This is a genomic window from Myxococcus sp. AM010, assembly GCF_013372585.1.
GTDB lineage: Bacteria > Myxococcota > Myxococcia > Myxococcales > Myxococcaceae > Myxococcus > Myxococcus vastator.
Map to the genome: position 1 here is coordinate 97,407 of NZ_JABXEO010000007.1, position 15,813 is coordinate 113,219.

A 15,813-nucleotide genomic window follows, 5' to 3' on the forward strand; every position below is an offset into this window, starting at 1 on the left:
GGCGGCTCACCCGGAGCGGTTGCCCGTGCGCTCCGGGGAGATTAAGACGGCGTCCATGGTCCGCGAGATCCTCATCTGGCCCGACCCTGTCCTGAAGCAGAAGGCCAAGCCGGTGGCGAAGGTGGATGACTCCACCCGCACGCTGGTGAAGGACATGTTCGAAACGATGTACTCCGCTGAAGGCGTGGGCCTGGCCGCCCCGCAAATCGGCGTGCTCCAGCGCGTCATCGTGCTGGACACCACGCACAGCCAGCCGGAGCTGAAGCCCCTTGCGATGATCAATCCGGAGATCATCGCCATGGAAGGCGACACGACCTACAACGAGGGCTGTCTGTCCATCCCCGGCGAGGCCGCGGATGTGGACCGGGCCGCCGTGGTCACCGTGAAGTTCCTGGACCCGGACGGTCAGGAGCAGACGCTGCGCTGTGACGGGCTGCTGTCCATCGCGGTGCAGCACGAGACGGACCACCTCGACGGCACCGTCTTCGTGGACCACATCTCGTCGCTGAAGCGCGAGTTCATCCGCAAGCGGATGAAGCGCCTCAAGACTTCGCGCGAGCGCGAGGTGAGCGCGCCGGCGTCTCCGTAGCGCTGGCGTCCTTCTGGCCCTTCACGCCCTTCTTCGGGCACAGGTCCGCGACGACGCAGCGCTCACACGCGGGCGAGCGGGCAAAGCAGGTCCGCCGCCCGTGCCACACCAGGAGCTGGTGGCCCAGGGTCCACCGCTCCGACGGCAGCACGGCCTGCATGTCGGCTTCCACCTTGTCCGGGTCCGCCTTCGTGGTGAACCCGAGCCGGAAGGCGAGCCGCTTCACGTGCGTGTCCACGGGGAACGCCGCGTCGCCTCCCAGGTGGATGCACACCACGCCCGCCGTCTTGCGGCCCACGCCTGGCAGCTTCTCCAGCGCGTCCCGCTGCAAGGGAATCTGCCCGGCGTGCTCCCGCACCAGCGCCCGGGCGGCCGCGACGATGTTCTTCGCCTTGGCGCGGTACAGGCCGCAGGTGCGGATGAAGGGCTCCACGTCCGACGGCTCCGCTTCCGCGTAGGCCCGGGCGTCGGAGAAGCGCTGGAAGAGGGCCGGCGTCACCAGGTTGACGCGCTTGTCCGTGCACTGCGCGGAGAGGATGACGGCCACCAGCAGCTCCAGGGGCGTCCGGTAGTCCAGCTCGATGCGGGCATCCGGCATGTCCGCGGCCAGGCGGTCCATCACCCGCAGCGCGCGCTTTCGCTTCTCAGTGACTGTCTCACGTCCAGGCACGGCGCCGTTGTATGTCACACCGGCTGCGAGCCCAAGCTCCGGTTGGACGCACCCATTCGGGGAGATTCATGAAGCGCATCGACTTCCGTTCCGACACTGTCACCCAGCCCACGGCCGCCATGCGGCGCGCCATCGCCGAAGCCGAGGTGGGCGATGACGTCTATGGCGAAGACCCCACGGTGCTCCGCCTGGAGGCCCTGGTGGCCGAGCGGCTCGGCCTGGAGGCCGCTGTCTTCGTGCCCTCGGGGACGCAGGCCAATCAGCTGGCCATCGGCGCGCACTGCCGGCCGGGAGACGAGGTGCTCACCGAGGCAGGCAGCCACATCCTCCACTACGAAGGGGGCGCGGTGCCTGCTTTGTGGGGCGTGCAGCCGCAGCCACTGCCGGGACAGCGTGGCCTGCTGTCGCCGGAGGACGTGAGCGCGGCCGTGCGCGAGGACAACATCCACAACCCGCGCACGCGCCTGCTGTCGCTGGAGAACACGCACAACCGGGGTGGCGGCTCGGTGTGGCCGGTGGCGCGTTTCCGGGCCGTCGTGGAAGCGGCGCGCAAGGCGGGGTTGGTCGTCCACCTGGACGGGGCCAGGCTCTTCAACGCCGGTGTCGCCCTGGGCGTGCCGGTGTCCGCCTGGGCCGCGCTGACGGACACGACGTCCGTGTGCTTCTCGAAGGGCCTGGGTGCTCCGGTGGGCTCGGCCCTGGCGGGACGCGCGGACGTCATTCGCGAGGCGCGCCGGCTGCGCAAGCGGCTGGGCGGTGGCATGCGGCAGGCGGGCATCCTGGCGGCGGCGGCGCTCCATGCACTGGAGCACCATGTGGAGCGGCTGGCGGAGGACCATGCGAACGCCCGCAGGCTGGCGGAGGGGCTGGCGGAGCTTCCTGGCGTGAAGGTCGACGCTTCGCGGGTGGAGACCAACATGCTCTTCGCGGAGTTCTCCCGGCCCGCCCTGGAGATGGTGGCGCGCCTGGAGCAGCACGGGGTCCTGACGAACCCCGCGGGCGCTCCGCGGACGCTCCGCCTCGTCACCCACCTGGATGTGTCCGCCGCCGACATCGACGAAGCCCTGCGGCGCATCCGCCGCGCCGTGGGCTGAGCAAAGCCTTGGGGTGAAACTCGCGCCCGTGGACACCCCTGGGCGCGCGCGGGGTGGGGAAGGAGCGCTCCAGGCGGGGCATGGTAGGCTCGCACCGCCGTGCGCCGCCTCAGCCTCCTCGCCTTTGTTGGTGTTTGTGCCTGCGCTACCCGTGGCGCGGAGCCGAAGATGAGTTTCGAGGAGCTCTACGCCACCTCGGCTTCACGGCCGCGCGCGCCGGATGCCGCGCCCGCGCCCCTCCGAGTGCGTCCGCCCGCGCCTGAGACCGCACCGGAGCTGCATGCCGTGCTCGCCGCCTTCGCGTCGCGAGCGCAGGGCCTCCGTCAGCAGGTGGCGCGAGGCGGGACGATGCCCGCCGCCCAGGTGGAGAACTGGGAGCAGGTGACCTTCGCGTTGGATGGCTTCCTGTCGCGTCCCGCGGCGCCGCGCGTCGGCTCGGATGATTTGCTGCAGGCCCAGAGCGTCCTGGAGGCCGAGCTGGAGCGGGACGGCTTCACCTACGGCGACATGCCGGCACCCCTGGCCGAGGCGGTGGTGTTGCGCGTGGGCCGACTGGCGCTGCGCACCGCCGAGCTGCGCCGCCTGGAGCAGCCGCCCGAGCCCGCCGAGGAGCGGCTTCCGCGCTTCACCTGGCCGGTGGAGCCGGTGTCCGTCACCAGCCTCTTCGGCTACCGCTGGCACCCCGTGACGGGCGTGCACCGACGCCACCTGGGCGTCGACCTGGCCGCGACGCAGGGCCAGCCCATCTACGCGGCGGACAAGGGCGTGGTGCTGCGTGCGAGCCACAATGGCGACCACGGCCTCCAGGTGGCGGTCCAACACGACGGCCGCTGGGTGACGCGCTACAGCCACCTGTCCCGCGTGCTGGTGGCCCCGGGCGAGGTGCTGGAGCGAGGCAACGCCGTGGGACTCGCGGGGGAGACGGGGCTCGCCACCGGCGTCCACCTCCACTTCGAGCTGTGGCGCGACGGCCAGCCCATGGACCCGCTGGATGCGCTGGGTGACGCGGAGCCGCCTCCGGAGCCCATGCCGTCCGTGGCCCGGGGGCCCGGCGGGCGCTACCCCGCAACGCAACAGGGGCGCCCCCTTTCGGGTGAGCGCCCCTGAGCGAAGTCCCTGGGCGGTGTCCTAGAGGGAGTTCTTCAGCTCCTTGGCGGGCCGGAAGCCGATGGTCTTCGACGCCTTGAGCTTCATCATCTCGTTGGTCTGCGGGTTGCGAATCTTGCGAGCCTTGCGCGACCGGACCGACCAGGTTCCAAAGCCGGGGTAGCTGAAGCGGGCGTCCTTCTTCACCGCCTTACCGATGTTGGTGAAGACGATGTCGAGGATCTGCGCCGCCGACTTCTTGGTGAGACGTGTCTGCGCCGCCACCACCTCGACGAGCTCTGCCTTGGTCATTACGCCCCTCCGTCCGTTGTCTGGCCTTGAAGTGCTTTAACCCGGCTGGTGGTAACAAATCGCTCTTTTCCCTGTCAATGCCGACCGCGGTTTGGAGCCGGAAAATCGGCCTCCAGACGAAAAGTTGGCCCTCTGAAACACCGGGCGTAGGAAGAGCGTGGCGCGTCGCTTTCCGATACATCGTCGCCACCCATTCGCGGTGAATTGGAAAAAGCCGTGTGTGATCGTGTTTTCAAGAAAGTCTTTGGAATATTGATCACTTGAGAAGGGGGTCTGATCGCGTTCGCGTCAACTCCGGCGGGAAGGCGCTAGGATGCTCGCTTGCGTGCGTTTTCGAACCTTCCTGGTCTTGATCCTGCTGCTCGCCAGCGCCTGCCGGAGCCCGGCGCCTCGCGGGGCGCCACCGCCTGCGTCGTCCGCTGCTCCCGACCCCCTCTGGGTGGATGCGGCTGGAGCGGAGCCTGGCGACGGCTCGCGTGAGCGCCCGCTGCGCCGCCTTGGCGAGGCACTGGCGCGGCCCGGGGGCCTGACCGTGCGGGTAGCCCCCGGACGCTACTCGGGGCCTTTCCTGATCCCACCCGGCGTCCGGGTGGAGGGGCAGGGGCCGGGGGTGGTTCTGCACGCGGAGGACTCCGCTCGCGCGGCGCTTCGGGTGAGCAAAGATGCGTATTTGTCGGACCTGGTCGTCCAGGGTGGGCTTTGGGGGCTGGAGCTCACGGACGGCGGTCGTGTCCGGCTGAGGCGGGTGGGCTTCAGCGGGCAGGTGACGGGAGCGGTGCGTGTGGCGGCGGGGCGGCTGGACGTGGAGGACAGTCGGTTTGAGGCGGCGCCAGCGACCACGGTGGGGGTGCTGCTCGAAAGTGGGCGCGCCCCGTCTCCGGAGGGTGGCGAGCCATCGTCACCGCGAGACGCCTCGTTCACGCCCGAGGTGCTGTCGAACACGGACGGCGCCGAGCGCGCCCACCACGACAGCGAAGCTGGCACGGGCGCTGGAGCGCGGCAGGGAGGCCCGAGGCAGTCCGGAGTCACCGTAGAGGCCCACATCCGCGCGAGCACCTTCACCGGCCCCTACCGTCGTGCCGTGCGGCTGCGCGGCGCGGACGTGCGGGCCACGTTGGAGGCCCTCCAGTTCACGGGTGCCGCGACAGCAGTGGGCGTGGATGGCGCGTACGCCGAGGTGCGGCGCTCCACCGCGGAAGGTGGGCAGGCGGCGGCCTTCTCGGTGATGGACGGCACCCTCATCCTGGATGAGGTCTCCGTGATGGGGCACGAGTACGGCGTGTCCTCCATGCGAGCACGCAGGCTTGATGTGCACCGCTTCACGTCGGTGCGGGCCACTCGGGCTGGAATGGGACTGTTGGTGTCGCGCGCCCGGCTTCGAGACATCGTGATTCGGGACAGCGGCGCCTATGGAGGGCTTCAGTTCTCGGGCGGGGACCTGGACGTCCAGGGCGTTCGGGTGGACGGCGCCGCCGAGTACGGGGTGATGGCGCTGCGCGGGAAGCTGCGGCTCCGCGACGTGGACATCCGCCGGGTGCACACGGCCGACGGTGTCACCGGGGATGGCCTGCACCTGCGTCAGGTCGAAGCGGACGTGGAGGGCGTCGTGGTGCGCGATGCGCAGGGCGCGTGTGTCCTCGCGGCTCAGAATGCCCGCGTGTCACTGCGGGGCGCGAAGCTGGAGACCTGCGGGTACGTGGGCCTGCTGACGGACACCCTGGCGCGCATGAACGCCGCCAACGTGGACATTCAAGGGGCGGCGACGGCGCTGGGCGCTCTGGGAAACGGCGAACTGCGCGTGGAATCCCTCTCCGCGAGTGGCCTGGAGTCGGGGTTCATCCATGCGGAGTGCGAGGGCACCACGCAGGTGCACTTGAAGGAATTCCGCTCCGAGGACACGCGAGGCCTGTCGGCGCGGTGTGTCCACGCCAGTCCGAAGTGAGCCCGCACGGCGACAAACGTTGCTCCCGCCGACTGGATGCTCAGGGGACGGAGCGCTCCGGCTCGCGAGGCGCCTCCTCCACTTGTTCGGGGGCGGGGTCGGTGATGGCGGCGGGCAGGGCGGAGGCATGTCGCTCCAGCCACTCTCGGACGACGGGGTAGACCTCCGACGGCGCGCCGGTGCCGAAGATGAGGTCCCCATGTCCGTAGTCCATCTTGTCACCGTGGTCCGTGCCGAAGATGTGCAGCGTGCGGTCGGGCGCGGTGGCGAGCGCGAACTGCGACTCCACGTTGGCCGGCGTGGCCAGCCGGTCCGAGCTGCCGCCCATGACGAGCAGCGGAAGCTGGAGCTGCGCGATGCCGGCGCGCCAGTCCTTCGCGTGGTCGAAGGAGCGGAACACGTCGTGCTCAATCCAGTCCTGGAACTGGAGCAGCACCTTGCGGCTCATTGACGACATCATGTTCGCGTAGACCTGCCGCTGGATGCGGGGGGGGATGTGCTCGGGGTTCACCAGCAGGTCCGACAGGGGCAGGGTGACGTATCCCAGGAAGGGCGCGAGGCTTGCGCTCATCCACTCCTGCCGGAAGCGTGCGGGCCAGGCGGCGCGGACGCCCATGGAGATGAGGGTACGCAGGAAGGGCTCCGACTTGAAGTGCACGGGCGCGCCCAGCGTGAGCAACCCCGCAAGCTTCTCCCCGTGCGGGCCTTGGCCGACGCCGTAGCCCACCAGCCCGCCCAGGGAATGGCCGAGCCAGAAGGCGCGTTTCGCACCCGTCTCCTTCAACGCCAGCTCCAACAGCGCGGGGCCGTCCTGGACGATGTGGTCGTCGATGGTGAAGTCCGTGTACCTCCGGCCTCGAGGCGGCTGGCGTGAGTGCCCGGTGCCGCGCCACTCGACGCTGAAGCAATCGAAACCCGCTTCGGTCAGGTAGTGCGCGACGGAGTAGGGGGGCTCGAAGTCGAAGGTGAACCGGTTCGCCGCGAGCCCGTGGCACAGCAGCACGGGCTCCTCGAATCGGCGCACGGTCGCGCGCCGCGCGTGAATCACCAGCTCCCAACCGTCCTCGCAGCGGGCGCGGAGGACCTGGGGCAACTCCGCCCTGGGTCGGTACCATCGCCGCACGGCCACGACCCAAAGGACGTTCCAAAGAACGAGGGCGATTCCAGCGACCAGTACCCACACCACCCACCGCGAAGCGTCCATGCATCCTCCTTCTCAAAAATAAAACCCTGCTAAGGTCGGTTCACCCGCCGTCCTGCCGCCGGGAAGTCACGGCCATCAGAGGAAGTCGAGGGAATGATGAAGTTGCGGAAACTGATGTTCGTGCTGCCGAATCTCTTCACCGTCACGTCCATTTTCTGCGGCTTCTACGCCATCACCTTGTGCACAGGGGACGCCGAACCGGTGCAGCTGTATCAGGCGGCCCTGGCCATCTTCTTCGCCATGTTCTTCGACGGCTTCGATGGCCGGGTGGCCCGGCTGACGAAGACGCAGAGCGACTTCGGCGTGCAGCTCGACAGCCTGGCGGACGTCATCTCCTTCGGGGCGGCGCCCTCCCTCCTGGTGTACAAGTGGGCGCTTGAGCCCCTGGGCTTCGTGGGGCTGTTCATCGCGTTCTCGTTCGCGGCCTGTGGCGCATTGCGGCTGGCGCGCTTCAACGTGCTGGCGGCGCGCAACCCGCACGGAGGTGGTGGCAGCTTCTTCGTGGGCCTGCCCATCCCCGTGGCGGCCGGCATGCTGGTCTCCGTCATCATCTCCCACCACGCGGCGACGCAGGGGGAGCCCCTGGCCGACGGCGCCTTGGTGCCCATGGCGGTGGCGGTGGCGGGACTCTCCCTGCTGATGGTGTCGACGGTGCGCTACCGCACCTTCAAGGACACGCGGCCCAACCGGAAGAGCGCCCTGGCCTTCATGCTCGTGGTGGTGGGCGGCACGGTCATCGCGACCCAGTTGCACCCGGCCTGGGTGCTGGTGGCGTGCTGCGGCGCCTACCTCGCGCTGGGGCTGGTGGAGTCGGCGATGCTGGTTCGCAGCCGGCTGGTTGCTCGCAAGGTGGCGGACCCCTGCGCGGTGGCCGCGGTCGCTGTGGCCACGGTCATCGACGACGAGGAAGAAGAGGACACGGAGTCCACCCAGGGCAACGACGGGCCCGCGTACCTCTGACCTGGAGGCCGCTGTTTCCCGCCCGGCCCCCTTCCAGACCAGGGGGCGTTGCGGCTGGGGGGCGCTTCGGTCCGTGCCCAGTCGCCCGGCTGCCGCTAGGATGCGCGGCCCATGCGCGTCGAGCTGCTGTGCACCGGTGACGAGCTCGTCACCGGCCTCATTACGGACACGAACAGCACGTACCTGGAGGCCCGCCTCTTTGACCTTGGCGTTAAGGTGGAGCGCGTGGTCCTGGTGGGAGACGTGCGGCCGGACATCACCCAGGCGCTGAAGGAAGCCGCTTCGCGTGCGGACGTGGTGGTGGTGTCGGGAGGACTGGGTCCCACGTCGGACGACTTCACCCTCGAATGCGCCGCGGAGGCCGCGGGGGTGCCGCTGGAGGAGGATGCCCAGGTCCTCGACTGGCTGCGCCAGCGCTACGCCGCGCGAGGCCTGTCGCCCAACCCAAGCGCACTGCGCATGGCCCGCGTCCCTCGAGGCTCCGAGCCCGTGAGGAACCCCGAGGGCTCCGCGCCGCTCGTCTTGATGACGCTGGGAGGCGCCCAGGTGTTCTTCCTTCCGGGGGTGCCCCGTGAGTTCAAGGCGCTCCTGGAAGGCGAGGTGCTGCCGCGGATCCGCGCCACGCTGGACGCACGCCCCGAGCGCACCTACCGGGCCTTCCGGCTGTTGCGCACGGTGGGCATCCCGGAGTCGGAGCTCGACCTGGCGGTCGCGCCCATGGGCCCCCGGCATCCCCGCATCGTGTTCGGCTTCCGGACCCATGCACCCGAAAACCACCTGAAGCTGATGGCGGAGGCCCCCTCGCAAGCGGAGGCGGATGCCGCGCTCGCCGCCGTGGAGGTGGAGTGCCGTCAGCTGCTGGGCACGAAGCTCTTCGGTGTGGACTCGGAGGCGTACGCCGCGGTGGTCCTCGAAACGCTTCGTCGGGCGGGTGCCACCCTGGCGGTGGCGGAGAGCTGCACCGGTGGCCTCATCGCCCAGCAGCTCACGGCCGTGCCGGGTTCCAGCGAGGTCTTCATCGGCGGCGCGGTGGTGTATTCGGAGAAGATGAAATCCGCATGGGTGGGCGTCCCTCCCGGCGTGCTCGCACGACACACGGCTGTCTCGCGCGAGACGGCCGAGGCCATGGCGGAGGGCGTGCGCGCTGCTTGCGGCACGACCCATGGCTTGTCGGTGACGGGATACGCGGGCCCGGGTGGCGGCACGCGGGAGGACCCGGTCGGCACTGTGTACTGCGCGCTGTCGGCGCCTGGCGTGCCCACCCGCTGTGAGCGCATCTCTGTCACCGGCGACCGAGATCGCGTGCGCCTGTTCGCCGCTTCCCACACGCTTGAAATGCTGCGGCAGCACCTGCTCGCCGCGTCCGCTACCCCATGAGCCGTTCCAAGTCCAAGCGCCCCCGTCCGTCCTCCTCCGAACCGGGAGCTTCCGAACCGGTCGCGTCAGGAGCGCCCGCTGTCGCGCCCGTCGCTCCGCAGCAGGATGCGGGGCCCGCGGCCGCCAGCGCGCCAGTCCCTTCCTCCGAGCCTGAAGCCGCCTCGCCTTCGGTGTCACCCGAGCCCGCGTCCTCACCGGGTACCCCCATGTCGGGAGGACTGCCGCTGAACGTCACGCGCGTGTGGCTGTCCGCCTACCGCGTGGAGGTGGCGCTGTTCGTGGTCGCCTTCGTGGTGCTCGCCAGCTTCAGCTCCCAGCGCTTCCTGCGCCAGAGCGCCGCGCCTCACTTCGTCTACCAGGCCCAGGCGTGGCTGGAGGGGCGGCTGGACGTGGACCCGCAGGTGCTGCCCAACATGGAGGATTGGGCCTGCGTCCGCATGGTGAACGGCGACAAGGTCCGTTGCACCGGGCGCCCGCTCCCAACGGACCGCTGGTTCGTGAGCTTCCCGTCCTTCCCCGCGGTGGCGATGTTGCCCTTCGTCGCACTGCACGGCTATCAGTTCAATGACACCTCGTTCGGCGTCGTCGTCGGTGCGTTGGCGGTGGCGCTCTTCTTCTCGCTGTTGCGCTTCCTGGCGAAGGAAGGGGAGACGGAGCGCAACCGCAACGAGAACGTGGCCCTGGCGCTCATCCTCGCCTTCGGCACCCTGTTCTTCTACTGCGCCATCCGAGGAGAGGTCTGGTTCAGCGCCGAGGTGATGGGCGTGGCGCTCACCTGTCTCTACGTTCGCAACGCCGTCCGGGCGCATCGCCCGCTGCTGGCGGGCCTGTTCTTCTCCATGGCGACGCTCACGCGGACGCCCTTGCTCTTCACGGGGCTCTTCTTCGTGCTGGAGGCGCTGTGTCCCGGGCCGGAACCTCGTCTGGCGCAGCTCAAGGCCCTGGCGCGGAACTGGAAGCCCGCCGCGAAGAAGCTGGGCCTCTTCACGTTGGGCGCCGCGCCGTTGGCGGCGCTCGCGGCCGCCTACAACGTCTACCGCTACGGCCGGCTGAGCGAGTTCGGGCACGCATACCTCTTCAACAACCGCGTCAACGTGGACATCGACCGCACGGGGCTCTTCAATTGGGAGTACCTGCCACGAAACCTGGAGGCGGCCTTCTTCAAGCTGCCCTCGGTGTCCTTGTCGCCGTTGAAGCTGGGATATGACCCGCACGGGCTGACGCTGCTGCTGACGCTGCCGCTGCTCGTCTTCCTGTTGGTACCGAAGACGCGCCCGCGCCTGCATTGGCCGGTGTGGCTCACCGTGGCGGTGTGCGCGCTGCCCGGGCTCTTCTACCAGAACACCGGTTACATGCAGTTCGGCTTCCGGTTCAGCCTCGACTACACGCCCTACCTGCTCCTGCTCTTCGCATTGGGTGGCTGGTCCCTGCGGAGTCGGGCGGTGCTGGCCGCGGTGGCGCTTGGCGTGCTGGTGAACTTCTGGGGAGCCGTGGCCTTCCGCGGCTACACGGAACTTGTCCGGAACTGGTAGTGCCTCACGTTTCATGGGCTTGAAACCTTCGCGCTCCACGCGCAGATGAGAGACGTCATGCAACCACCCACTGGACAGCCGCCTCCCGGCAAGCGCTGGCACACCCGTGAGGACAGCGGCATCCGCCTCGACGCCAGGATGCGCTGGTGGCACGACGACGAGCCCATCCTCCATCCCAAGATCATCGAACTCTTCAACGCCTCGCTCGTGCTGGACGAAGCGGGCCGCTACCAGCTCCGCATTGGCAACGACTGGTGCTTCATCCAGGTGGAAGGCGCCGCCTACGAGGTCCGGACCGTGGACGTCACTCCCAACGAGCGGGTGTCCGTGCGCCTGAGTGATCGCACTGCGGAGGCGCTGGACGTCGCCAGCCTGCATCTGGACGCGGACGGCGTGCTGTCCTGCCGCGTGAAGCAGGGGCGGGCCCAGGCGCGTCTCTCCCGCGACGCGCAGTACCAGCTCGGGCTGCTCCTGGAGGAGGGGCCCGACGGCGGGCTCGTGCTGAGTGTCGGTCAGCGCAAGCTCGCCGTCCCTGTCGCCCTGGACGCGTTGGCGTCCTCCGTCTAGGCGGCCGCGACCTCCACCGGTGCAGTCGGGGAAGGCAGGGCGGAGGTCCCCGTGAGCTCCTTGCCCAGCGCTTCCAGCACGTCGGGGTGTTCGCGCAGCCACTCGGCGGCGCGCTCCCGTCCCTGGCCGATGCGCTCTCCCCGCAGGCTGAAGTGGCTGCCCGACTTCTCGATGAGGCCCGTGGCCACGCCGAGGTCGAGCACTTCCCCCACGCGGTGGATGCCGCTGCCATACATGAGGTCGAACTCGGCTTCCTGGAAGGGCGGGGCGACCTTGTTCTTCACCACCTTCACTCGCGCCTTCGAGCCCACCACGGCGTCTCCGTCCTTGATGTTGCCCGTGCGGCGAATCTCCATGCGCACGGAGGCGTAGAACTTCAGCGCATTGCCGCCGGTGGTGGTTTCCGGATTGCCGAACATCACGCCAATCTTCATGCGAATCTGGTTGATGAAGATGATGCACGTGCCCGACCGGCTCACCGCGCCCGTCAACTTGCGCAGCGCCTGACTCATCAGCCTCGCCTGGACGCCCATGTGCGCGTCTCCCATCTCCCCTTCGATTTCGGCCCGTGGCACCAGGGCCGCCACGGAGTCGACGACGATGAGGTCCACCGCGCCGGAGCGCACCAGGTGCTCCGTGATTTCCAGCGCCTGTTCGCCGGTGTCGGGCTGCGACACGAGCAACTCCTCCACTCGGACGCCCAGCTTTCGTGCATAGGACACGTCCAGCGCGTGCTCCGCGTCGATGAAGGCCGCCACGCCTCCCGCTGCCTGCACCTGGGCAATCGCGTGCAGGGTGAGCGTCGTCTTGCCCGAGGACTCGTTCCCGAAGACCTCCACCACACGGCCCCTCGGGTAGCCGCCCACGCCCAGCGCGCGGTCCACTCCCACCGAGCCGGAGGGGATGACGGCCACCTTCTGCTCGCGCGCCTCTCCGCCCAACGTCATCACCGAGCCTCGTCCGAACTGCTTCTCGATGCTCGCCACCGCCGCCGCCACCGCCTTCAGCTTCTCCGCCAGCTTGCTCATCGCGTCTGCCACTCCCTCGCCGCCCTTGCTGTGTTGGATGCCGCGTCCAGGGACGCCGTCATGGCGCCACCAGCGCAGCGGACAGACAGGAAAGCAACCCCTGTGCCGCCCGCTCCCCCCTGAGAGATGAGCGTCGAGGTGTCCAGGTGCGTGGCTGTGTGTCCGGTAGCGTGGAGTGTGCGCGCGCCGTTCCGGCAGTCGCATGAGAAACAAGTATGGGAGCCCACGCATGGCGGCATGGCGGATGGTGCTTTGCGTTGAAGATGAGCTGGGCAGGCATGAACTTCCCTGCGTGAGCCCGAAATCAAAGCGCGAAGACGTGCCCCATGTGGTCATCCTCGGCGGTGGTTTTGCCGGCCTCTATGCCGCCCGCCATCTCTACAAGGCACCCGTGCGTGTCACGATGGTGGACCGGCAGAATCATCACCTGTTCCAGCCCCTGCTCTATCAGGTGGCCACGGCGACGCTGAGTCCCAGTGAGATTGCGGCGCCGCTCCGCGCGGTGCTGGGGCAGCACCAGGTGGCGGTGGTGCTGGCGGAAGTGACGGGCGTGGATACCGCCGGCAAGCGGGTGCTGCTCACCGATGGAGAGCTGAGGTACGACTACCTCGTCATCGCCACGGGAGCCACGCACTCCTACTTCGGCAATGACGCCTGGGCTCAGTTCGCCCCTGGCCTGAAGTCCATTGAGGACGCGGTGGAGATTCGCCGGCGGATCCTGGTGGCCTTCGAGCTGGCGGAGCGGGAGACGGACCCGGAGATTCGTCGCTCGCTGCTCAACTTCGTCATCATCGGCGCGGGCCCCACGGGTGTAGAGCTCGCGGGCTCGTTGGCGGAAATCAGCCGGCATTCGCTTTCAGGGGACTTCCGGAACATCGACCCGCGCGATGCGCGCATCATCCTCATCGAGGGTGTGGACAGGGTCCTGCCTGTCTATCCGGATGACCTGTCACAGAAGGCCTGCCGCACGCTCGAGAAGCTGGGGGTGGAGGTTCGCACGGGGGCTCGGGTCACCAACATCACCGAGCAAGGCGTCTTCATTGGCAAGGAGTTCATCCCCGCGCGGACGGTGTTGTGGGCCGCGGGCGTGGCGGCATCGCCCGTGGCCAGGTCGCTGGGCGTCGAACTCGACCGGGCCGGGCGCGTGCTCGTGACGCCCGAGCTGACCGTGCCAGGTCACGATGAAGTCTTCGTCGTTGGCGACCTGGCCTCGCTCAATGATGCGGAGGGCAAGCCGGTGCCAGGCCTTGCTCCCGCGGCCATGCAGGAAGGCAAGCACGCCGCCCACAACATCCGCTGCCAGTTGCAGGGCAAGCCGATGGAGCCCTTCTCCTACTGGGACCGTGGCTCCTACGCGGTGATTGGCCGTGGCCACGCCGTGGGCATCGCCTTCCGTCGCTTCAAGCAGGCGGGCTTCGGTGCCTGGATGGCCTGGCTGTTCATCCACATCACCTTCCTCATCGGCTTCCGCAGCAGGCTGGCGGTGCTGCTCAACTGGGCCTACTCGTACCTGACGTTTGGCAAGTCGGCGCGCATCATCACCGGCCCTTCGCCTCGCTTGGATCGGCTCCAGTCCACCCACGCCTCGCCGGTGGGCGGAGAGACCCCGTCCATCCCGGAGCCCCGCTTCCAGACGACGGCGTCTCACGCGGAGCCCGCGACGCACTGATGCACTGCCGCGCGCGGCAGTCCTCAGCCATCCAGGTCCTCCAGCGGGCTGGCCCTGCCGGAGGGGCCGGTGTTCCGCCAGACGGCGGCGTCTGGCGGAGGGGCAGGGCGGGCGCCGTGAAGCTTGCCTTGCATCGCCCCGCGTCGGTCCAGCATGCGGCAGTTGATGGCGAGCTGCATGTCGGACTGCTCGATGCGCTCGTGTCCCTCGAGGTCTGCCCGCGTGAGCGCCAGCTTCATGAGGCGGTCATGGGCTCGCGCGGACAGGCCGAACATCCGCACCGCCTGCTGCAGCATGTGCTCGGCCCGTTCGCTCATGTCGCAGTACCGGCGCAGCAGGTGCGCGGGAAGCTGGGCGTTGCAGTGGATTCCCGGCTCATCGCGATAGCGGGCGCGTTGACGCTCGCGCGCGACTTGGGCGCGCTCGCGGTAATAGCGGCTCGAGGGTTCCTGGACCGTCGAGCGGGCCATGTGGTGATACTCCACCGGGCGCGTCTGCAGGCTGATGTCGATGCGGTCCAACAGGGGCCCGCTGACGCGCGTCATGTAGTCGAAGACGCGCTGCTCGCCGCACGTGCAGGGGCGGTTGGGGACGTTGTAGTAGCCGCAGGGGCAGGGGTTCATCGCGGCCACCAACATCACCCGGCAGGGATAGGTGATGTTCTGGTTGGCGCGTGCCAGGTGGATGACGCCTTCCTCCATGGGCTGGCGCAGCACTTCCAGCACGTTCTTCCGGAACTCCGGAAGCTCATCGAGGAAGAGCACGCCATTGTGCGCCAACGAGAGTTCGCCGGGCCTCGCCGAGAGGCCACCTCCCACCAGCCCCGCGTCGGAGAGGGTGTGGTGCGGCGCGCGGAAGGGGCGCTCGCGCATCAAGGCGTGGTCTTCGCCCAGCAACCCCAGCACCGAGTAGACCTTCGTCACCTCCATGGCCTCGGTGAACGTCATCTCCGGCAAGATGCCGGGCAGGCGCCGCGCCAGCATCGTCTTCCCCGAGCCCGGTGGCCCGGACATCAGGACGTTGTGGCCCCCCGCCGCGGCGATTTCGAGGGCGATTTTCAGGTCTGCCTGTCCGCGCACATCGGACATGTCAGGCGCTTGTCCCGTTGGTGCCAGGAGCCTGGGCTCACGCTGCCGCGTATAGGGCGTGATGCTGCAAACCCCCGTCAGGTGCTCCACCGCCTCCCGCAGGGTCTTCACGGGAAAGACGTGCAGTCCTTCGACGAGCGCCGCCTCGGCCGCGTTGGCCCAGGGCACCATGACGCCTTCAAAGCCGCCGTTGAGCGCCGCCACCGCCAACGGAAGCACCCCTTTGATGGGGCGGAGCGTGCCGTCCAGGGACAGCTCGCCCCCGAAGAGAAGCCGTCCCAGGGGGGCTTCGTCCATCAGCTTCGCGGCGGCCAGGACGCCCAATGCGATGGGCAGCTCGAACGCCGCGCCTTCCTTCTTCAAATCCGCGGGCGCCAGATTCACGGTGATTCGCTTCTGGGGAAGCTCGAAGCCCGTGTTCTTCAGCGCGGAGATGACGCGGACTTTCGATTCCCGGACCGCTCCCTCCGCCTGCCCCACGACGTTGAAGTAGGGGAGGCCGAGCGCCATGTCGACCTCACACTCCACCACCACCACGTCGATACCCATCAACGCCCCCGACCGCACCCTCGCCAGCATGTCCCGTCCTCTCGCCGTGCCGCGCGGAGTCCTTCAGCAATGCACGTACCGAGTCCCACCCCAGGCATCGGCTCGCGCGCGCCAATCCACGGCAGCGGATGCCCATCTCAGCCTCG

14 protein-coding genes are annotated in these 15,813 nt (G+C 68.8%); 9 read left to right on the top strand and 5 right to left on the bottom strand.

The features are described from left to right. Positions 1 to 55 precede the first annotated feature (55 nt). The gene (gene def / locus HV826_RS06345; RefSeq protein WP_176416108.1) at positions 56 to 589 is read left to right on the top strand and encodes a peptide deformylase; all 534 of its coding nucleotides are present in this window, start codon (positions 56 to 58) and stop codon (positions 587 to 589) included. Here the strand turns inward: def and nth are convergent. Further along, complete coding sequence (gene nth / locus HV826_RS06350) at positions 543 to 1,259, bottom strand: endonuclease III (RefSeq protein ID WP_176416109.1); 717 nt, start codon at positions 1,257 to 1,259, stop codon at positions 543 to 545. The two genes, def and nth, sit on opposite strands and share 47 nt — an antisense overlap. Positions 1,260 to 1,327: 68 nt before the next feature. On the opposite strand from nth, the gene ltaE reads away from it, so the two are divergent. Both ltaE and HV826_RS06360 read left to right on the top strand, forming a co-directional pair. Then, positions 1,328 to 2,353: a low-specificity L-threonine aldolase gene (gene ltaE / locus HV826_RS06355; RefSeq protein ID WP_176416110.1), complete on the top strand. Its 1,026-nt coding sequence runs from the start codon at positions 1,328 to 1,330 to the stop codon at positions 2,351 to 2,353. 99 nt (positions 2,354 to 2,452) lie between these two features. Next, positions 2,453 to 3,460: a M23 family metallopeptidase gene (locus tag HV826_RS06360; RefSeq protein WP_176416111.1), complete on the top strand. Its 1,008-nt coding sequence runs from the start codon at positions 2,453 to 2,455 to the stop codon at positions 3,458 to 3,460. Positions 3,461 to 3,481: 21 nt separating this feature from the next. Here HV826_RS06360 and HV826_RS06365 read toward each other — a convergent pair whose 3' ends face one another. Then, positions 3,482 to 3,751: an HU family DNA-binding protein gene (locus HV826_RS06365; RefSeq protein WP_002635502.1), complete on the bottom strand. Its 270-nt coding sequence runs from the start codon at positions 3,749 to 3,751 to the stop codon at positions 3,482 to 3,484. 610 nt (positions 3,752 to 4,361) lie between these two features. Between HV826_RS06365 and HV826_RS06370 the strand changes: the two genes are divergently transcribed. Continuing rightward, complete coding sequence (locus HV826_RS06370; RefSeq protein ID WP_368670850.1) at positions 4,362 to 5,693, top strand: hypothetical protein; 1,332 nt, start codon at positions 4,362 to 4,364, stop codon at positions 5,691 to 5,693. Positions 5,694 to 5,733: 40 nt separating this feature from the next. On the opposite strand, the gene HV826_RS06375 is transcribed toward HV826_RS06370, so the two are convergent. Then, entirely contained in the window at positions 5,734 to 6,897 is a 1,164-nt protein-coding gene (locus tag HV826_RS06375) for an alpha/beta fold hydrolase (protein WP_176416113.1), read from the bottom strand. A 93-nt stretch (positions 6,898 to 6,990) separates the two neighbouring features. Between HV826_RS06375 and pssA the strand changes: the two genes are divergently transcribed. The 4 genes from pssA (at position 6,991) to HV826_RS06395 (ending at position 11,333) form a co-directional block, all read left to right on the top strand. Beyond that, the gene (gene pssA, locus HV826_RS06380; protein ID WP_176416114.1) at positions 6,991 to 7,857 is read left to right on the top strand and encodes a CDP-diacylglycerol--serine O-phosphatidyltransferase; all 867 of its coding nucleotides are present in this window, start codon (positions 6,991 to 6,993) and stop codon (positions 7,855 to 7,857) included. A 111-nt stretch (positions 7,858 to 7,968) separates the two neighbouring features. Further along, on the top strand, positions 7,969 to 9,234 hold the full coding sequence (locus HV826_RS06385; protein ID WP_176416115.1) for a CinA family nicotinamide mononucleotide deamidase-related protein: 1,266 nt from the start codon (positions 7,969 to 7,971) through the stop codon (positions 9,232 to 9,234). 206 nt (positions 9,235 to 9,440) lie between these two features. Further along, complete coding sequence (locus tag HV826_RS06390) at positions 9,441 to 10,766, top strand: hypothetical protein (protein ID WP_407938384.1); 1,326 nt, start codon at positions 9,441 to 9,443, stop codon at positions 10,764 to 10,766. 57 nt (positions 10,767 to 10,823) lie between these two features. Beyond that, positions 10,824 to 11,333, top strand: coding sequence for a DUF1285 domain-containing protein (locus HV826_RS06395; protein WP_176416117.1), 510 nt, complete (start codon positions 10,824 to 10,826; stop codon positions 11,331 to 11,333). Here the strand turns inward: HV826_RS06395 and recA are convergent. Next, positions 11,330 to 12,361 carry a recombinase RecA gene (gene recA, locus HV826_RS06400; protein ID WP_176416118.1) on the bottom strand — a complete coding sequence of 344 codons (1,032 nt, stop codon included), beginning with the start codon at positions 12,359 to 12,361 and terminating at the stop codon, positions 11,330 to 11,332. The genes HV826_RS06395 and recA overlap by 4 nt on opposite strands. Before the next feature lie 292 nt (positions 12,362 to 12,653). Here recA and HV826_RS06405 point away from each other — a divergent pair, with 292 nt between their 5' ends. Continuing rightward, positions 12,654 to 14,030: an NAD(P)/FAD-dependent oxidoreductase gene (locus tag HV826_RS06405; protein WP_176416119.1), complete on the top strand. Its 1,377-nt coding sequence runs from the start codon at positions 12,654 to 12,656 to the stop codon at positions 14,028 to 14,030. A 23-nt stretch (positions 14,031 to 14,053) separates the two neighbouring features. Here the strand turns inward: HV826_RS06405 and HV826_RS06410 are convergent, their stop codons facing one another. Next, on the bottom strand, positions 14,054 to 15,697 hold the full coding sequence (locus HV826_RS06410; RefSeq protein ID WP_176416120.1) for a YifB family Mg chelatase-like AAA ATPase: 1,644 nt from the start codon (positions 15,695 to 15,697) through the stop codon (positions 14,054 to 14,056). Positions 15,698 to 15,813 lie beyond the last annotated feature (116 nt).

Coding starts and splice junctions, on each gene's coding strand:
- def (WP_176416108.1), top strand. CDS start 56: ATGGTCCGCGAGATCCTCATCTGGCCCGACCCTGTCCTGAAGCAGAAG.
- ltaE (WP_176416110.1), top strand. CDS start 1,328: ATGAAGCGCATCGACTTCCGTTCCGACACTGTCACCCAGCCCACGGCC.
- HV826_RS06365 (WP_002635502.1), bottom strand. CDS start 3,751: ATGACCAAGGCAGAGCTCGTCGAGGTGGTGGCGGCGCAGACACGTCTC.
- HV826_RS06375 (WP_176416113.1), bottom strand. CDS start 6,897: ATGGACGCTTCGCGGTGGGTGGTGTGGGTACTGGTCGCTGGAATCGCC.
- pssA (WP_176416114.1), top strand. CDS start 6,991: ATGATGAAGTTGCGGAAACTGATGTTCGTGCTGCCGAATCTCTTCACC.
- HV826_RS06385 (WP_176416115.1), top strand. CDS start 7,969: ATGCGCGTCGAGCTGCTGTGCACCGGTGACGAGCTCGTCACCGGCCTC.
- HV826_RS06390 (WP_407938384.1), top strand. CDS start 9,441: ATGTCGGGAGGACTGCCGCTGAACGTCACGCGCGTGTGGCTGTCCGCC.
- HV826_RS06395 (WP_176416117.1), top strand. CDS start 10,824: ATGCAACCACCCACTGGACAGCCGCCTCCCGGCAAGCGCTGGCACACC.
- recA (WP_176416118.1), bottom strand. CDS start 12,361: ATGAGCAAGCTGGCGGAGAAGCTGAAGGCGGTGGCGGCGGCGGTGGCG.
- HV826_RS06410 (WP_176416120.1), bottom strand. CDS start 15,697: ATGCTGGCGAGGGTGCGGTCGGGGGCGTTGATGGGTATCGACGTGGTG.